The organism is Halosolutus halophilus (assembly GCF_022869805.1).
Lineage (GTDB): Archaea > Halobacteriota > Halobacteria > Halobacteriales > Natrialbaceae > Halosolutus > Halosolutus halophilus.
Genome location: NZ_CP094974.1, coordinates 1,984,222 through 1,999,730 on the forward strand (window position 1 = coordinate 1,984,222; position 15,509 = coordinate 1,999,730).

Sequence of the window (15,509 nt, forward strand, 5' to 3'; positions counted from 1 at the left end):
CGGCGGCGACGACGGCCACCCACTGCGAAGCAATGAGGAGTGCGCGGTCCGATCATCGCGTATGAACCACGCCATCACGCTCGCCGTCCTCTCGATGCTCGGCTGGGGCGTCTGGACCGTCCTCGCGAACGAAGCGACGCGAACGATCGATCCCCCGATTGCGATGATCCTCTCGTACGCGACCGGCGTCGTCGTCGCGCTCGGGTACGTCGGCTTCCAGAACGATCCGATCTCCCTCGATCGATCGGGCGTGATTCTGGCGCTCGCCGCGGGCGTCTTCGCCGGACTCGGCGCCGTCGCGTTCTACGCCGGCCTCAGCTACGGTCGCGTCGGCGTCGTGACGACGGTCTCGGCGCTGTATTTCGTCGTCGCCACCGTGCTCGGCGTGTTCGTGCTGGGGGAATCGATCGCGATCACGGACGTCCTCGGGATCGGATTCGCGGTGCTCGCGGTGGTTCTTCTCGCCAACTGAGCCGCTACTCTGACTCGATCGGTCGAAATCGAAGCCGACCGGGGAACCGGCGTACCGGTTTCGTCACTCGATCGTCGCGGCGGGATCGACGACCTCGTCGGTCGCGGGATAGACGCCGACTCGCTCGCACAGATCGGCCAGCGGGCAGGCCTCCGGGTCGTCCAGACAGGCCGGCTTGCGGGCGCTGCAGTACTCGCGGCCGAACTGGATCGTCGCCGTGTGACCGAAGCCGCACTTCGCGGCGGGGACGTCCCGTTTGAGGACGGCACGGACCCCCTCGTGGTCGGCGTCTGGCTCCGCGATCCCCATCCGACGGTAGATCCGGTGGACGTGCGTGTCCACGGGAAAGACGCCGCCGCGGCCGCCCGCGAACAGCAGGACGCAGTCGGCGGTCTTCGGCCCGACACCGCGGACGTCGAGCAGGGTTTCGCGCACCGTCTTCGGGTCCTCGTCCTTCACGAACTCGTCGAAGGCTGTGGCGGAACCGAACTCCTGGCGGACCCAGTCGGCGGTCTCGACGAGGATCTCGGACTTCTGGTTGTACAGCCCCGCGGAACTGATAGTCTCGGCGAGTGCCGACTGCTCGGCGGCGGCGAGCGACTCGGCGAGGTCCACTTCGTCACCGTCGTATTTCGAGATCAGCGCGTCGTGAGCCGGCTGGCTCGCCTTGTCGCTCGTGTTCTGGCTCAGGATCGTCCGGACGAGACAGGTGAACGCGTCCCGGCCGCCGTAGGACTTCTGCCAGTACAGTTCGCCGAGTCGATCGACGACGCGCTCGGCGCGCGTCTCGGCGGTCGCCGGATCGAACTCGGCGGGCGTCCCGCCGCCGGTCGTCCCGCCGCTGATGTTGACCGCAGGCTCCGGATCGTCGCTCATACGGACGCTTGGAACGCAGTCCTCAAAACCGCGACGGAATCGGCCCTGTCCGATCGTCTCGCCGCCCCGTACCTCGCCCCATCCGGGCGTCACTCGACGGTTATCGTCACCGTCGCCTCGCCCCCGTCGGCCAGCGCATCGACGAGGTCCCGATCGAATCCCTCGGCGGCGAACTCGGCACCGGTCATGATCGTCCGATCGTCCACGTAGTCGCTGGTCCGGCCGACCGCGCTGCGCTCGTTGGTAAACTCGAGGTCGGGATCGCCACGGCCCGTCACGCTGTCGCTGTGCCCGTCGGCCTCGATCGTGACCGTGATCGTCGCGTCGGCGTTCCGGCAGGCCGCGACGAACTCGGGATCGAAGTCGGCCGGCGCGCGATCGGCACGGATTGCGAGGATGCAGTCGCCGGCGGGCGTGAGGTAGTCGTCGGTCGTTACCTCGAACGTGCTCGGGTGCTCGGCGCTGACGTTCTCGTGGCCGCGGGCGTGGATCACTTCCTCCATACCCGTCTTTCGGGCCCCGCGATCGGAAAACGGAATCGAACTGACGCGCCGACTCGGAATCGGGCCCGGATTCGAGACGGTTATACTAGGCTTGCGCCGTCGAAGTCACCGCGACTGTACTCGACGTCCATCAGGTCTAGAATCGTCGGGGTGATGTCGAAGAGGTCGGCGTCGCCGATCGACGCCTCGGGGTGGTCGATGTACAGGGCGGTGTCGTCGAAGCTGTGCATTCCGTTGCGAGGTCCGGTATCGAAGATCTCCGAGTCGGCCTTGAAGCCCGACTTGAGGTCGAAACCCTCGTTCGGGATGGCGACGAGGTCCGGCGCGATGTCGTCGTGGTCGCCCCGGAAGGCATCCTCTTTCTCGACGACTCGATCGACGACCGTCCGCCCCTCGGGGCCTTCGAGGGCCTCGAGTTCGGCCTTGAGTTCGTCCCGGACGGCGTCGTACTCGTCGTCGGGTACCGATCCCCGCGGTTCGCGGCCCTCGAGGTTGATGTAGAACCGGCCGGGGATGAACGAGTAGGCTTTCGTGTCCGAAGCGATGTCGGCGAGTTCTTCGGGGTCGTCCGTTCGGAAGGAGAGCCAGCCCTCTTCGCGGAGCCACTCGTTGAAGTGGACCTCGTAGTCGAGGCTGGTGAAGCCGTGGTCCGAGGCGACGATCATCGTGACGTCCTCCGGCAGCGCTTCTCGGAGGCGGCCGACGTAATCGTCGATCTTCTGGTAGAACTCGAGGAACTCGTCCTTGTACTCGCCGTCGCGTTCGTAGTCCTTGAAGAGGAAGTGGTTGACCCGATCGGTCGTCATGAAGACGCCGAAGAAGAGGTCCCAGTCGTCCTCCTCGATGTAGTGTTCGAACGCCTCGAAGCGAGCGTCGACCGTGGCGTGGGCGTCCTCGATGAACTCGGACTTGTCGTCCTCGTGGCCGAGTTTCGGGTTGACGTCGATCCTGTAGTCGAGCGATTCGAGGTAGTCGCGTACGTCGTCGGGATACGCGGCCTTGTCGAGGCCGGGGGAGAGAAAGCCCGAGACCATCCGCTGGACGTTGCGCTGGGGCGGGAAGGTGACGGGAACGTTCAGCACCGTCGACTGTCGACCCGCCTCCTGGATGCGGTCCCAGACGCGATCGGCCTGCACTTCTCGACCCATCGGAACGTAGGTGTCGTAGGTGCCGACCTCGCGGTCCTGGAAGCCATAAACGCCGGTTTCGCCGGGATTCATCCCCGTCGTGAGCGACGGCCAGCAGGCGCTCGACTCGGGCGGAACGATACTTGAAATTTCGCTTGCGGTTCCGTCCTCGGCGAGGGCAGCGAAGTTGGGAAACAGTTCCTCGTGCTCCGACAGGAGACTATACGGTACGCCGTCGATCCCGATAAATGCGACCCGGGGATCGCCGTCGCCCCGCAATCGGTCGAACAGACCCATGGACGGTCGTAGTTCGACCGTATACAAGAAGGTTCGTTTCGAGACACGGTTTTCGAGAAGTAGCGACAGGGCGTAGGCCACACGTTGCGGCAATCGTAGCCGGTGCTGTCGGCGACCGGATAACTCCCGGCAGCAGGAGGTGCGCGGAAAGACGGACCGTCGACGGCGGAAAGACGAATCGGCGGCGGGGGCGTGAACGGCCTACTCGTGGTCGTCCTCGGGGTCGAAGTTCGTCGGGACGACCGTCGGGTGTTTCATACCGACACCGGAGTCGTCGGATTCGGGGACCGACGAGTCGTCTCGGGCGGGGTTGGTGGCTGCCATGACAGGAGCAACTACGGGTCTGCTCCCAATAAAATTACCCATGCTCATAACGCATGAGCCGCGTGCCTACGGATAACCCTCGCGAATCGGGGGAGCGATGGCCGAGAAACGGAACGTAATCAGGGGAACGGAACCGGGACGGCCCCGCTGACAGAAGCCGGGACCGGCTTCGGCTACTCGAAGTGTTCTTCGTAGAGGTCCTGGGCGTGTTCGATCGCGTCGTAGGCGGCCTGGTGGTCCTCCCAGCCCTGCGTCTCGACTTCTTTGCCCTCCTCTAAGTTCTTGTAGGTCGCGAAGAACTCGTCGATCTCGTCGAGTTGCTGCTGTGGGATGTCGTCTACGTCCTCGATGTGATCGTAGCGGGGATCCTCGGACGGGACGGCGATGACCTTGTCGTCCTGTTCGCCGTCGTCGTCCATCTTCATCAGCGCGACGGGACGGGCCTCGATCACGCAGCCGGGGAACGTCTGGTCCTCGACGAGCACGAGCACGTCGAAGGGATCCTCGTCGTCGTAGTACGACTGCGGGATGAAGCCGTAGTCCGAGGGGTAGTGGACGTTGCTGTGGAGCACCCGATCGAGGACGACGCCCGGCACGTCCTTGTCGTACTCGTACTTGTTGCGCTCGCCTTTGAGACACTCCACGACGGCGTAGATCTCTTCCGGCGGGTTCGGTCCAGTCTCGAGGTCTTCCCAGAGATTGACCATGTACCGGAAACTCTACGGGTGGATCAAAAAGTACTTTCGTAATCGAGTTTCATCTTTCAGTTGACGGCTTCCAGACAGCCGACGGACACGACCCGGTCGCACCAGCGTGCTGGGATCCGCGGATGTCGATTAGACGCGCCTAATCGACCGAAGTGGGCAAATAGTTGGCAAGTCTTAAATAGTCTGGTGACATTTGCACACGTATGTCAGAGGCACAATCAATCACCGGCGAACAGAGTATTGCACGCGACCTGACCGCGTTCCAGAACAACATCCTCGTCATCCTCGCCAAAGAACCCATGTACGGGCTGGCGATCAAGCGAGAACTCGAGGAGTACTACGGAACCGAAGTAAATCACGGACGACTCTACCCCAACCTCGACGAACTCGTCGACCTCGGACTGGTCGAGAAGAGCGAACTGGACAAGCGGACGAACCAGTACTCGCTGACCGACGACGGCTACGATGCGGTCCTCGACGGCATCCAGTGGACCCTCTCGAAGGTCGTCACGGACGACGATCGCGCCGACGAGATCCGAGAGATCGTAAACGAGAGCTACAGTAGCCAGTGAAACGCACCACACCGCTCGCAAATTCGCGTGCTGGTGTGTCCCACTGACTGCTACTGAACCTGGAATCCGGGCACCGGTTCACCGGCCGTCTCGAAGACGAGCCTGATCGAGTCGTCGATCACCTCTCGTTGTTTTTCTGCGGGCCACGCATTACGCACGAAGTAGTCCGACCGAAACTCTTCGAGTTCCCCGGCCGTCGCGGTCTCTATCGGCTTCGCGTAGTGATTGCCCATGAAATCGGCGAGTGCAGCCGCGTTGTCGCCGTGTACGTCGCCGTGGGCCGCTCTGACTTCGCCGGCGAGTTCGCGGTTGTGCTCGTCGACTGCGTTCCAGTCGTCCGGATCACCGGCGCCCTCGAGCGGAATCTCGATCGCGCGCGAGACGTCGGCGACGCGATCGGTCCGGATGACGCCGTCCTCGAGCCACTCCTCGGGGTGAAGCACGAGCGTCGCGTCTCCGGCATCGTCCCGAACGCGGGCGGTAAACCCGTGTCCGGCGAGCAGGGTCTCGCGACGTTCGGCGTACGCCGCCCGTTCGTTCTCGTCGGTCGCGTGTCGCTCGAGTCTGGTGAGTCGTTCCGCGTCGTCGACGACGTCGGCCGGGAGTTCGGAGTCGTCCTCGTCGACGTCACCGCCGGTCGGTTCGTCAGTCGCGTTCCGATCGTCCATGTCGCGTCGTTCGTGCTCGAGGGATTTTCCCTTGCTGGTCCGTAACCGTACCGACCCACAGCCCGCTTTGGGGGCGTCAGTCCTGGTCGAGGGCCTCGTTGGCCAGCTTGTCCGCTCGATCGTTGACCTCGCGGGGGACGTGTTCGAGGGTCCACTCGTCGAAGGCGGCGAGGAGTTCGCGGACGGTCACGCGCTTCTCGCGCAGTTCGGGGTTGTTCGTGTCGTACTCGCCTCGGACCTGCTTGACGATCAGTTCCGAGTCGCCACGCAGGTGGACCTCGTCGTAGCCGTAGTCGCGGGCTGCCTCGAGGGCGGCGACGAGCGCCTCGTACTCGGCCTGGTTGTTCGTCGCGCGCCCGATCCGCTCGCTCCCCTCGGCGACGATACCGTCGCCGGTGACGATCACCCAACCGATCGCCGCTGGACCCGGATTACCGCGGGCTGCACCGTCGAAATAGACGTGCGCGCGGCCGCCGCCCTCCCGGAGCAGCGCCTCGAGATCCCGCGGCGTCCCGCCCTGGATCACCACCTTGTCGTCGTACGCGACCGCGGTCGCGTCGCCGCGGCTCGCACGCCACCGCTCGTGATCCGTATTCCCGGGTTCGACGGTGACACCCGCTTCCTCGAGACGATCGCGAGCCGCGTCGACGTCACACTCGATAACCGGCATTCGTGGCTGTGGTCGGCAGGATTGGGATAAAGGCTTTCCGGTTCCAAATCGTAAACCTTGCGTATGAGGGGACCTGAGTGCCGTTTTCGAGGGATACGCGCCATTACCGAAAAACCCTTCCCAAGGGTTTATATACTTTGGTGATACTACTATAAAAGTGCGATGACACGGTCCACCCGCCAGCGGGAGCGAACGCGTGAGACGGACGAGACCGAGGATCAGGAGGGGGTACGTGCCTGCCCCGAGTGTGAATCGGACAATCTCGTAAAGGACTCCGACCGGGGTGAGCTCATCTGTGAAGACTGTGGGCTCGTCGTGGAGGAAGAAAAGATCGACCCCGGCCCTGAGTGGCGGGCGTTCAACCACCAGGAACGACAGGAAAAGTCCCGCGTCGGTGCACCGACGACCCAGACGATGCACGACAAGGGGCTGACGACGACGATCGACTGGAAGGACAAGGACGCGTACGGGCGGTCCATTTCTTCGAAGAAGCGCAGCCAGATGCACCGACTGCGCAAGTGGCAGGAGCGAATCCGGACCAAAGACGCCGGCGAACGGAACCTGCAGTTCGCACTCAGCGAAATCGACCGGATGGCATCCGCACTGGGTGTCCCGCGTTCGGTCCGTGAGGTCGCGTCGGTCATCTATCGACGCGCACTTAAGGAGGACCTCATCCGCGGCCGATCGATCGAGGGCGTCGCGACGTCGGCACTGTACGCCGCCTGTCGCAAGGAAGGAATCCCGCGAAGTCTCGAAGAGATTTCGGAGGTGTCCCGCGTCGAACGGAAGGAGATCGGTCGCACGTATCGGTACATCTCGCAAGAACTCGGTCTCGAGATGCGTCCCGTCGACCCGAAAAAGTACGTCCCGCGATTCTGCTCCGAACTCGAACTCTCCGAGGAAGTTCAGACCAAGGCCAACGAGATCATCGAGAAGACGGCCGAGGAAGGGCTCCTCTCGGGCAAGTCACCCACTGGCTACGCTGCAGCCGCGATCTACGCCGCGTCGCTGCTTTGCAACGAGAAGAAGACCCAGCGCGAGGTCGCAGACGTCGCACAGGTGACCGAAGTGACGATCCGGAACCGCTACCAGGAACAGATCGAAGCGATGGGAATCCACGGCTAGAGCCGACCCGTCTCCGCGAACTCCGTTTTTCTTGGATCCAACCCGTTCGACCAGCGACTGCCCGCTCTCGTGACCGTCAGCGGGCGCTCACCCGCCGCGGCGTCGCTATTCGTCCTTGCCCACGCTGATGACCTGCAACAGCGAGTAGACGGGTACGCCCTCGAGTTCCTCGACGCCCTGTTTGTCCGCCAGCACGATGCAAGCCAGCGGTTCGCCACCCTCCGTGCGGATGGCCTCGATCGTCTCGCGCATAGTCGTGCCGCTCGTGATCGTGTCGTCGACGACGTAACACTCCCGATCGCGGATCCCGGCGAAATTCCGCGAGAAGGTGCCACCGAGATCCTCGATGTCGCCTTCCTCCCACTGGTGTTTCGCGGGAGTGTAGGTGCCCAGGTCGGTCTCCAGTTCGCGCGCGACGAGCGTCGCGATCGGGCCGCCGGCTTTCTCGATCCCGATCGTCAGGTCGACGTCCTCGCCGTGTTTGGCGAGCATGTCGGCCATCGCTTCGGCGATCGCGCCCATGCGCTTGCTGTCGCGGCCGATCGCCGACCAGTCCACGTGGATGTCCTGCGGACCGCTCGCGCGGAGTTCGGCCGCCTCGGGGGCCGCCTGGTCGGTCGGTTGCGTCGTCGCACCGCTGCGTTCGACGAGCCAGCTCGCCGTTTCCCGGGAGACGTTCAACTCGTCTGCGATCTCACCCTTCGAAAGTCCCCGAGACGCGAGCTCGGCTGCACTCTCGATGAGGTCGTCTACGTTTTTCATATGGTACGGGTTCGGGGGCCGCTTTTATCAATGCTGCGAGGCAGTCCCACGGACACGTATCGCGGGTTACGGCCAGCAGCGGGCCACCGTGGCCTTCGCCGACTGGAAACGATTATCCCACTGCCGACACCTGTAGGTGATATGGAACGGTACGATCTCGTCTATCGCCTCTACGACGAGTACGACACGAAGACGGTACGGGAGTACCAGGAGTTCGTCGACGTCTTTCCGGCCGTCGACTCGCGGGTCGCCCTCGAACACTGGCAGGGCGTCCAGGAGGAACTCGAGGACCTGAAAGACGAGATCCGATCGGACTTCGCGGCCGGCGAGACGTTCGCGGAGATCGCAGCCCGCGCGACTCGCGACCAGGCGTTCACCGCGCTCGACCTCGACGCCAAGTACGGCCGCGCGGTGAACGTCCTCGTGCTGGACGTCGACGAGACGCTCCGGTCGGCCGGCGGAACCGACAACGAGATTCCTCGTGATACGCTGCACGTCCTGACGGAGTTCCACGAGGCGGGGGTTCCGATCGTCATCTGTACGGGCCAGACCTTGGAGAACGTCAAGGGCTTCGCGATCCAGGGTCTGGGTAGCGAGATCGTCCACTCCGGCGATCTCTCGATCGTCTACGAGGCCGGGACGGGCGTGTTCACGCCGGGCCACGGCGCGGAGACGAAGCAACTCCTCTACGAGGACCTGGACGCGGAGATCCGCGACGTCTTCGACGACGTGCGCGCTCGAGTCCTCCCGGACGCCCCGGAGAGCCTCCGGCGGGGCTGTCACCTGCAGGGCAACGAGTTCAACGTCACGATGAAACCCAACTACGAGACCGGATCATCGCAGGCGCGCGAGATCATCGACGAAGCCCTGGTGTACCTGATCGACCTGCTCGCGGACGCGGTGGGAACGGCACTCGGACTCGACGACGAACGCGAGGCCAGCGGTGACGACGGCGAGGGCGACGCGAGTGACGGCAACGGTGACGTCGAACTCGAGGGGGAAACCGTCCGCGACTGGACCCGTGCCTTCTACGCCGCGCAAGATCCCGAGATCAGGGAGGTCCTCGAAAGTGAGGCTGCCTACCCGAATCTCGAGACGGACGCGGTACCCGGGACCCTGACCGAGATCCTGGATCGGATCGACGTGGCCTACTACGAGGCCGACGCGGCCGAAATCGGGAGTCTCGAACTCAACAAGGTCGTCGGGGTCGAGCGAGCGCTCGAGGTGCTCGGCGTCGACGATCCGTTCGCGCTGGTGATGGGCGACTCGAAGAGCGATCTGCGGGTGATGCAGTGGGTCGACCGGAACGACGCGGGGATCGCAGCAGCGCCGGAACACGCTTCCCGTGACACCCTGGAGCACGTCATCGAGACGGACGAACTCGTCTTCGATCAGGGAAAGAGCGTGGACGTTTTGCGGACCATCTACGCGCTCAATCGACTCGCTCGGCTGAACTAACCGGCTTCGATCGACTCGCCCGACTGGACTACCCGACTCCGATTCGACTCCGATTCTCTGGCTCGACCCAGACTACCCGACTCTCGGAGCACGCTCGGCGGCCGCTACCACAGCTTTGCGGCCGGTACGACTGTCCCTCTTAAAACGCTGGAACACAAAGGCCTGCTCGTCATCGGTACTGGCGCTGTTTGCTCTACCAGCACGATCCGAACGAGAGTGGCGGTTAGCGTCGATGCGGCGACTCGCCGGCGTACTGTCGCCCGATTCGTACAGCGTCGACACCCGCTCTCGCCACGATCCGAGTGGATCGGTTGGTACATTATGAGACGCTTCGAGTCCCACGATCACGACGACAGCGGCGTTGTTCGCCAACCGGACTCGAGTGCACACGCGGAGGTGAATTCACGATGACGACGATCGCAGAACTCACGCTCTCGACCGAGGAGTTCGCACTCGCAGACACACTCCAGACGCTCCCGGATCTCGAACTCCGTGTCGAAAGCGTCGTCGCCGAGGGGCCGACGCGGACGATGCCGCTGGTCTGGTTCTCGAACGTCGATCGGGATCGCCTCGAGGACGCTCTCGACGCTGATCCGACCGTCGACGAATCCCTCCAGTTGCTCGAGAACACCGGCGCCGAGGAGTGGCTGTACCGCCTCCAGTACAGCGACGCCGTCGGCTCCGTCTGCTGTGCGCTTTACACCCACGGCGGGACCGTTCTCGACGCACAGTTCGCCGACGGCCGGTGGACCCTTCGACTCCTGTTTCCCCACCGCGACGAACTCTCGAGTGCCGTCTCGGAGATCGAGAACGAGGGGACACACGTCGACGTGCGCCGGATGGTCGAAGCCGGCCAGGACGACGACCTCGAGGCGACCGCGGCCCTGACCGAACCCCAACGGGAAGCGATCGCCGAAGCCTACCGGCAGGGCTACTACGACGTCCCTCGGGAGATCTCCCTCGAAGAACTGGCCAACGAACTCAATATCTCCCATCAGGCGCTGTCCGAACGACTCCGGCGAGCGAACCGCGTCCTGGCGAGCGAGCAGATCGAGGACCCGACGGGCGAGATGGCCACCGACTGACGCGGCAATCGCCCCGACTCCGAACCGGTGACGCCGCTCGAGAGGCACCGCCGTCGGGACCGAGGACCGCTGGCGATCGAATAACTCGAAATATTTGTGTGGTGGACTCGTACCGGCCGGCATGGACCGCACGCAGGAACGAGCAGCAGTACGGGACGTGGTTCGCGAGTTCGCCCGTGAGGAGATCCGGCCGACCGCCCTCGAGGCCGATCGGACCGAGGAATTTCCCGAGGAGGTCTGGGACGGTCTCGCCGACCTGGACCTGACGGGGCTGACGGTTCCCGAGGAGTACGGCGGCTACGACGCCGATCCGGTCACCGCCGCGATCGTCAACGAGGAGGTCGCCTACGGGATGCTCGCCGTCGCGACGGCCCTGTCGGTCCACTCGCTCGCGACGTCGTGCATCGCGTCATTCGGCGACGAGGACCAGAAAGCGCGCTGGCTCCCGGAGATGGCCGAGGGCCGTCCGGTGGGTGCGTTCGCGCTCTCGGAGCCCCACGCCGGATCGAACCCGGCGGAGATGTCGACCGAGGCGCGGAAGGAGGGCGACGAGTACGTCATCGACGGGGAGAAACAGTGGATCACGAACGGGCAGCGGGCGGGCGTCTACGTCCTCTTCGCGAAGACCGATCGGGACGATCCGTCGACCGTCACGCAGTTTCTCGTTCCGGGCGACGTTGACGGGCTAACCGTCGGCGAGAAGGAGGACAAACTCGGCCTTCGGGCGAGCGACACCACGAGTCTGACCTTCGACGGCGTTCGCATTCCCGCCGAAAACCGCCTCACCGAGGAAGGGAAGGGGCTGTCGGCCGCGTTCCACATCCTCACCGGCGGCCGGATCGCCATCGCCGCCCAGTCGGTCGGCCTCGCACAGTGTGCGCTCGACGAGGCGCTCGCCTACAGTCAGGAGCGCGAACAGTTCGACGGGCCGATCGCGGACATCCAGTCGATCCGGCACAAACTCGCGGAGATGGCCACCAGGACGAAGGCGGCCCGGCTGCTCACGCGCAACGCGGCCGAGACGCGAGCCGAGGGTGACGCCGCGCTCGAGGCCAGCATGGCGAAGTACTTCGCCAGCGAGACGGCGATGTTCGTCACGAACGAGGCCGTCCAGATCCACGGCGGCTACGGGTACGTCACCGAGACGGACGTCGAACGGCTCTACCGGGACGCCAAGATCACCGAGATCTACGAGGGAACGACCGAAATTCAAAAGAAGGTGATCGCGCGGGAGTTACTCGAGTGACGATCGATCGCTCTCGGGTGCCGGTCGAACCCACCGGCGATCCCGCCCGGCGACCGAAGTCACTATTCACGAGTCGCTCGTATCGGGATTCGTGACCGACTACGACGCCATCGTCTACGACCTCGACGGCACGCTCGTCCACCTCGACGTCGACTGGGAAGTCGTCGAGCGCGACGTCCGTGCGGTCTACGAGGCTGCCGACGTCACGCCACCCGGCGAGGGGCTGTGGGACATGCTCGACGCCGCGAGCGACCTGGAACTCGCCGAATCCGTCGAGGCCGCGATCGCAGACCACGAGCGAGCGGGGGCCCGGAGTTCGCACCGTCTGCCCCGCGCGGACGAACTTCCCGAGAAGGAGGTGCCGATCGCCATCTGTTCGCTCAACTGCGAGGCCGCCTGTCGGATCGCGCTCGACGAACACGGCCTCACGGAGCAGGTCGATATCGTGGTCGGCCGGGACACGGTCGGGAACCAGAAACCCCACCCGGAGCCGTTGCTCGAGGCCGTGGCCGAACTCTCCGTCGTGCCCGATCGGACCCTGTTCGTCGGCGACTCGGCGACCGACGAACGGACGGCCGATCGGGCCGGAGTCGCGTTCGAGTACGTCGGGGACGGTCCGTCGGGCGTCTAGCGCGGCACGCGAGGCCGCGACGAATCGAGGTATCGAGTATAGGATTCCGGGGTCAGTCGGACTGGCGGCGCTTCGCGTACGCGAACACGGCGAGCGCGACGACCAGCCAGACGACGGCGCCGACGCGAACGGCGAATTCGGCCCGCGCGCCCCACGTCGGCAGGTCGACGCTGGTCGAGAGGAGCGCGACGATCGGCGCGCCGACCAGGATGGTGGTGACGAAGGTGACCTGCATCACCCACCCGTAGTCGACGCCGTCGGGATTCGTGGTTTCGACGGGTTCTGGCACATGCGAAGGTGTCGACCGGGAACTAATAAGCACCGCGGGTGTGCGATCGGTCCGTGTGCCGTTCGCTGCCGATCGCGATCCGTGACATCCGATCACTCGATAGCTCACGGGTCACGTTCGTTCCTCGATCGCTTTTCGCGGTTCTCGCTCACTTCGTTCGCTCCGAACCGCGTTCGCTCCCGACCGCGCGATCGATAAGCGGTGACGTTTACTTGTGTGGGACGAACCTGTACGCATGCCTACCGTACGGGATCTCAGAGCAAAGGCGGGGAAGGAACCGATCACCATGCTGACGGCCTACGACGCGCCGACGGCCGCGATCGTCGACGACGCGGGCGTCGACGTCATCCTCGTCGGTGACAGCGTCGGGAACGCGTCGCTGGGCTACGAGACGACGCTGCCGGTGTCCGTCGACGGCATCGCCCACCACGTCGGGGCCGTCTCTCGGGCGGCCGAAGACGCGCTGGTCGTGGCCGACATGCCCTTCCTCTCGTTCGGCGTCGACGAAAAAGACAGTCTGGAGAACGCCGGGCGGATGCTCAAGGAGGAGGGCGCGGAGGCGGTCAAACTCGAGAGCGGCCCCCACACCGTCGAGTTGACCGAGACGATGGTCCAGCTCGGCATTCCGGTGATGGCCCACCTCGGCCTGACGCCACAGCACGTCAACCAGTACGGCGGCTACCCGCGACAGGGGACCGATCGGGAAGCCGCGGACCGGATCCTCGACCTCGCGGAAGCTCACGCGGAGGCCGGCGCGTTCTCGCTCGTACTGGAGCACGTCCCGTCGAACCTCGCGGCCGAGGTCACCGACGCGATCGACATCCCGACGATCGGGATCGGTGCCGGACCGGACTGCGACGGACAGGTACTCGTATTCAACGATGCCGTCGGACTGAGCGAGTGGTCGCCCTCGTTCTCGAGGCAGTTCGGAGCGGTCCGCCGGGAGATGGAGCGCGCAGTCGGCGACTACGTCTCGGCCGTGGAATCCGGATCGTTCCCGGCCGACGAGCACAGCCACGAAGAGAGCGAACTCGACGAATTCTACTGATTCGCCCCGACGAAAGTGCGTCCTCACCAGGATCGCTGTCACACCGCTCTCGCCCGTGTCGGGCGACTGCCAGCCGTCTCTCATCCACCCGATCGGTCTCTCGATCGAATACTAAGGCCATATTATGATCACAAAGGGACATTGTTCACGTGTCGGGAATAGTTATATCACTCCCCGTCGTATCCGCGGACACGTAGCGATCGAACACGATGTCTACGACGCAACCGCCCCGAGATATCGGCCTGGGGTCCGAGTACGCGGCCCGTCTCCAGCACGTGACCGTCGACGAGGGTGCCCTCGCAGCGTGTACGATCTTCCCACGGGATCTCGACGAGAACGCGATGGCGACCCAGTGGATCACCGCCAGCGGTGATTCGTTCGTCTCGCTGAGCGAGCGTCGCTAGCGCCGCGCCGACAGGGTGACGCTCGCGATCGGTCGACACACGATGCAGTCGGACGAGGTGGCTATACTCCCGCGTCTCGCTTTTCCGCCGAACCCGACCAGCCAGCGTGGCAACTCGCGCCCGATCGATCGTGCGGACAAGGGGTGTGGCCAGTGGTCGCGAAGGGTGATCGACTGCCGGCAGCCCGTTACAGAGATCCGAGGCGAAAGCCCGCTGCTGTAGCCGTGGGAGAAGTCACTCGTCGATCGAGTCGAGGAAGTCTTCGACGGTCGCGTTGAACGCGTCGGGTTGTTCGAGCATCGCGAGGTGGGCCGCGTCCTCGATCTCGGCAAGCGTGGCGTCGTCGATTTCGTCGGCGAGGTACTCGTGGAACCACGGCGGCGTCAACCGGTCGTACTCCCCGTGGACGGCGAGCGCGGGCACGTCGATCTCCGCGACTCGATCGCGAACGTCGAACTCGTGGCAGGTCAGGAAGTCACGGCGGGTCACCGCCTGTCCGCACGCGTGCATCCGCTCCATCGATCGCTCCTGGACCTCCGGGCCGGGATCGTGGAAGAGCCGATCGGGGGCGTGGAGGAACTCGACGGCTCGCTCGAAGTCCTCCTCGAGCCACACGAGGAGGTCCTCGAGTACACCGAGACGGGCACCGGTGCCGGTAAGGACGGCCGCGTCGGTCTGGAATTCGCGCTCGAGCAACGCGTGCATGACGACCGCGCCGCCGAGGGAGTTTCCGACGAGCACCCGGGCGTCCGTGGCCTCGGCGACGGCGATGAGGTCGTCCGCGTACGCCGAGAGCGTGACGTAGCCCGGCTCGGCGTCGATGTCGGTCGACTCCCCGTGCCCGCTCAGGTCGACGCGGACGATCGGTGCTCGAGTGGCCAGTTGCCGCTGTGGGGCCCAGACCTCGCGTGAGGCGCCGCTTCCGTGAACGAAGCAAATCGGGGGCCCACCACCACCTCGATCCGTCACGTCGTAGGCCGTCTCCCGGCCGTGATGTGTGACCGTTTCCATACGTAAGGGAACGACAGGTCCCCCTATAAAGGCTCGATTCGATAGGGACCACGAGATTGCCGGCCCCGGCGCTATCGGGGTACCGACCCAGTTTCTATTCGGACGACCGCACCGATGCGGATCCGGGCCCGGATCCGCGCCATCGGTCCCAGCTGATGTGAACTACGAACAACTATCTTTTCCGAATTCGGCTGCCGTCATCGGGTCGATCTACACAATATTTATATACTAGTA

Annotated in this window: 19 protein-coding genes; 9 read left to right on the plus strand and 10 right to left on the minus strand. The window is 64.6% G+C overall.

All coding sequences use genetic code 11. The features are described from left to right. The first annotated feature begins 61 nt into the window (after window positions 1-61). Entirely contained in the window at window positions 62-472 is a 411-nt protein-coding gene (locus MUG98_RS09790; RefSeq protein ID WP_265111942.1) for an EamA family transporter, read from the plus strand. A 63-nt stretch (window positions 473-535) separates the two neighbouring features. On the opposite strand, the gene MUG98_RS09795 is transcribed toward MUG98_RS09790, so the two are convergent. The 5 genes from MUG98_RS09795 to MUG98_RS09815 form a co-directional block, all read right to left on the minus strand. After that, window positions 536-1,348 (minus strand): endonuclease III domain-containing protein, encoded by an 813-nt coding sequence (locus tag MUG98_RS09795; RefSeq protein ID WP_265111943.1) that lies wholly within the window; start codon window positions 1,346-1,348, stop codon window positions 536-538. 89 nt (window positions 1,349-1,437) lie between these two features. Then, window positions 1,438-1,851: a DUF371 domain-containing protein gene (locus tag MUG98_RS09800; RefSeq protein ID WP_265111944.1), complete on the minus strand. Its 414-nt coding sequence runs from the start codon at window positions 1,849-1,851 to the stop codon at window positions 1,438-1,440. A gap of 80 nt (window positions 1,852-1,931) precedes the next feature. Then, on the minus strand, window positions 1,932-3,275 hold the full coding sequence (locus MUG98_RS09805) for an alkaline phosphatase family protein (protein WP_265111945.1): 1,344 nt from the start codon (window positions 3,273-3,275) through the stop codon (window positions 1,932-1,934). Between the two features lie 201 nt (window positions 3,276-3,476). After that, window positions 3,477-3,599: a hypothetical protein gene (locus tag MUG98_RS09810; RefSeq protein WP_265111946.1), complete on the minus strand. Its 123-nt coding sequence runs from the start codon at window positions 3,597-3,599 to the stop codon at window positions 3,477-3,479. Between the two features lie 173 nt (window positions 3,600-3,772). Then, complete coding sequence (locus MUG98_RS09815) at window positions 3,773-4,306, minus strand: inorganic diphosphatase (RefSeq protein ID WP_265111947.1); 534 nt, start codon at window positions 4,304-4,306, stop codon at window positions 3,773-3,775. Window positions 4,307-4,509: 203 nt separating this feature from the next. Here MUG98_RS09815 and MUG98_RS09820 point away from each other — a divergent pair, with 203 nt between their 5' ends. Next, window positions 4,510-4,878: a PadR family transcriptional regulator gene (locus MUG98_RS09820; RefSeq protein WP_265111948.1), complete on the plus strand. Its 369-nt coding sequence runs from the start codon at window positions 4,510-4,512 to the stop codon at window positions 4,876-4,878. Between the two features lie 50 nt (window positions 4,879-4,928). On the opposite strand, the gene MUG98_RS09825 is transcribed toward MUG98_RS09820, so the two are convergent. Both MUG98_RS09825 and rnhA read right to left on the minus strand, forming a co-directional pair. Next, the gene (locus MUG98_RS09825) at window positions 4,929-5,546 is read right to left on the minus strand and encodes a DUF7108 family protein (protein WP_265111949.1); all 618 of its coding nucleotides are present in this window, start codon (window positions 5,544-5,546) and stop codon (window positions 4,929-4,931) included. A 76-nt stretch (window positions 5,547-5,622) separates the two neighbouring features. After that, entirely contained in the window at window positions 5,623-6,216 is a 594-nt protein-coding gene (gene rnhA, locus MUG98_RS09830) for a ribonuclease HI (protein ID WP_265111950.1), read from the minus strand. 162 nt (window positions 6,217-6,378) lie between these two features. Between rnhA and MUG98_RS09835 the strand changes: the two genes are divergently transcribed. Continuing rightward, window positions 6,379-7,341, plus strand: coding sequence for a transcription initiation factor IIB (locus tag MUG98_RS09835; protein WP_006108914.1), 963 nt, complete (start codon window positions 6,379-6,381; stop codon window positions 7,339-7,341). A gap of 105 nt (window positions 7,342-7,446) precedes the next feature. Here the strand turns inward: MUG98_RS09835 and gfcR are convergent, their stop codons facing one another. Next, on the minus strand, window positions 7,447-8,103 hold the full coding sequence (gene gfcR, locus MUG98_RS09840) for a transcriptional regulator GfcR (RefSeq protein WP_265111951.1): 657 nt from the start codon (window positions 8,101-8,103) through the stop codon (window positions 7,447-7,449). A gap of 141 nt (window positions 8,104-8,244) precedes the next feature. Here gfcR and MUG98_RS09845 point away from each other — a divergent pair, with 141 nt between their 5' ends. The 4 genes from MUG98_RS09845 (at window position 8,245) to MUG98_RS09860 (ending at window position 12,523) form a co-directional block, all read left to right on the plus strand. Then, window positions 8,245-9,561: an HAD family hydrolase gene (locus MUG98_RS09845; RefSeq protein ID WP_265111952.1), complete on the plus strand. Its 1,317-nt coding sequence runs from the start codon at window positions 8,245-8,247 to the stop codon at window positions 9,559-9,561. Between the two features lie 407 nt (window positions 9,562-9,968). Beyond that, entirely contained in the window at window positions 9,969-10,646 is a 678-nt protein-coding gene (locus MUG98_RS09850) for a helix-turn-helix domain-containing protein (RefSeq protein WP_265111953.1), read from the plus strand. A 121-nt stretch (window positions 10,647-10,767) separates the two neighbouring features. Continuing rightward, a complete protein-coding gene (locus MUG98_RS09855) occupies window positions 10,768-11,892 on the plus strand; it encodes an acyl-CoA dehydrogenase family protein (RefSeq protein WP_265111954.1) in 1,125 nt (374 codons plus the stop codon). Window positions 11,893-11,983: 91 nt separating this feature from the next. Beyond that, the gene (locus MUG98_RS09860) at window positions 11,984-12,523 is read left to right on the plus strand and encodes an HAD family hydrolase (protein ID WP_265111955.1); all 540 of its coding nucleotides are present in this window, start codon (window positions 11,984-11,986) and stop codon (window positions 12,521-12,523) included. A gap of 52 nt (window positions 12,524-12,575) precedes the next feature. Here the strand turns inward: MUG98_RS09860 and MUG98_RS09865 are convergent, their stop codons facing one another. Beyond that, window positions 12,576-12,812 carry a DUF5822 domain-containing protein gene (locus tag MUG98_RS09865; RefSeq protein WP_265111956.1) on the minus strand — a complete coding sequence of 79 codons (237 nt, stop codon included), beginning with the start codon at window positions 12,810-12,812 and terminating at the stop codon, window positions 12,576-12,578. Between the two features lie 235 nt (window positions 12,813-13,047). On the opposite strand from MUG98_RS09865, the gene panB reads away from it, so the two are divergent. Continuing rightward, window positions 13,048-13,860: a 3-methyl-2-oxobutanoate hydroxymethyltransferase gene (gene panB / locus MUG98_RS09870; RefSeq protein ID WP_265111957.1), complete on the plus strand. Its 813-nt coding sequence runs from the start codon at window positions 13,048-13,050 to the stop codon at window positions 13,858-13,860. Window positions 13,861-14,069: 209 nt separating this feature from the next. Beyond that, window positions 14,070-14,264 (plus strand): DUF7511 domain-containing protein, encoded by a 195-nt coding sequence (locus MUG98_RS09875; RefSeq protein ID WP_265111958.1) that lies wholly within the window; start codon window positions 14,070-14,072, stop codon window positions 14,262-14,264. Between the two features lie 234 nt (window positions 14,265-14,498). Here MUG98_RS09875 and MUG98_RS09880 read toward each other — a convergent pair whose 3' ends face one another. Continuing rightward, window positions 14,499-15,275 (minus strand): alpha/beta fold hydrolase, encoded by a 777-nt coding sequence (locus MUG98_RS09880; RefSeq protein ID WP_265111959.1) that lies wholly within the window; start codon window positions 15,273-15,275, stop codon window positions 14,499-14,501. Between the last annotated feature and the right edge of the window lie 234 nt (window positions 15,276-15,509).

Excerpts from the sequence above, each read along its gene's own strand:
- MUG98_RS09855 (WP_265111954.1), top strand. The coding sequence starts at position 10,768 with ATGGACCGCACGCAGGAACGAGCAGCAGTACGGGACGTGGTTCGCGAG.
- MUG98_RS09805 (WP_265111945.1), bottom strand. The coding sequence starts at position 3,275 with ATGGGTCTGTTCGACCGATTGCGGGGCGACGGCGATCCCCGGGTCGCA.
- MUG98_RS09820 (WP_265111948.1), top strand. The coding sequence starts at position 4,510 with ATGTCAGAGGCACAATCAATCACCGGCGAACAGAGTATTGCACGCGAC.
- MUG98_RS09845 (WP_265111952.1), top strand. The coding sequence starts at position 8,245 with ATGGAACGGTACGATCTCGTCTATCGCCTCTACGACGAGTACGACACG.
- MUG98_RS09880 (WP_265111959.1), bottom strand. The coding sequence starts at position 15,275 with ATGGAAACGGTCACACATCACGGCCGGGAGACGGCCTACGACGTGACG.
- MUG98_RS09835 (WP_006108914.1), top strand. The coding sequence starts at position 6,379 with ATGACACGGTCCACCCGCCAGCGGGAGCGAACGCGTGAGACGGACGAG.
- gfcR (WP_265111951.1), bottom strand. The coding sequence starts at position 8,103 with ATGAAAAACGTAGACGACCTCATCGAGAGTGCAGCCGAGCTCGCGTCT.
- panB (WP_265111957.1), top strand. The coding sequence starts at position 13,048 with ATGCCTACCGTACGGGATCTCAGAGCAAAGGCGGGGAAGGAACCGATC.
- MUG98_RS09790 (WP_265111942.1), top strand. The coding sequence starts at position 62 with ATGAACCACGCCATCACGCTCGCCGTCCTCTCGATGCTCGGCTGGGGC.
- MUG98_RS09795 (WP_265111943.1), bottom strand. The coding sequence starts at position 1,348 with ATGAGCGACGATCCGGAGCCTGCGGTCAACATCAGCGGCGGGACGACC.
- rnhA (WP_265111950.1), bottom strand. The coding sequence starts at position 6,216 with ATGCCGGTTATCGAGTGTGACGTCGACGCGGCTCGCGATCGTCTCGAG.
- MUG98_RS09825 (WP_265111949.1), bottom strand. The coding sequence starts at position 5,546 with ATGGACGATCGGAACGCGACTGACGAACCGACCGGCGGTGACGTCGAC.
- MUG98_RS09800 (WP_265111944.1), bottom strand. The coding sequence starts at position 1,851 with ATGGAGGAAGTGATCCACGCCCGCGGCCACGAGAACGTCAGCGCCGAG.
- MUG98_RS09810 (WP_265111946.1), bottom strand. The coding sequence starts at position 3,599 with ATGGCAGCCACCAACCCCGCCCGAGACGACTCGTCGGTCCCCGAATCC.
- MUG98_RS09875 (WP_265111958.1), top strand. The coding sequence starts at position 14,070 with ATGTCTACGACGCAACCGCCCCGAGATATCGGCCTGGGGTCCGAGTAC.
- MUG98_RS09850 (WP_265111953.1), top strand. The coding sequence starts at position 9,969 with ATGACGACGATCGCAGAACTCACGCTCTCGACCGAGGAGTTCGCACTC.
- MUG98_RS09815 (WP_265111947.1), bottom strand. The coding sequence starts at position 4,306 with ATGGTCAATCTCTGGGAAGACCTCGAGACTGGACCGAACCCGCCGGAA.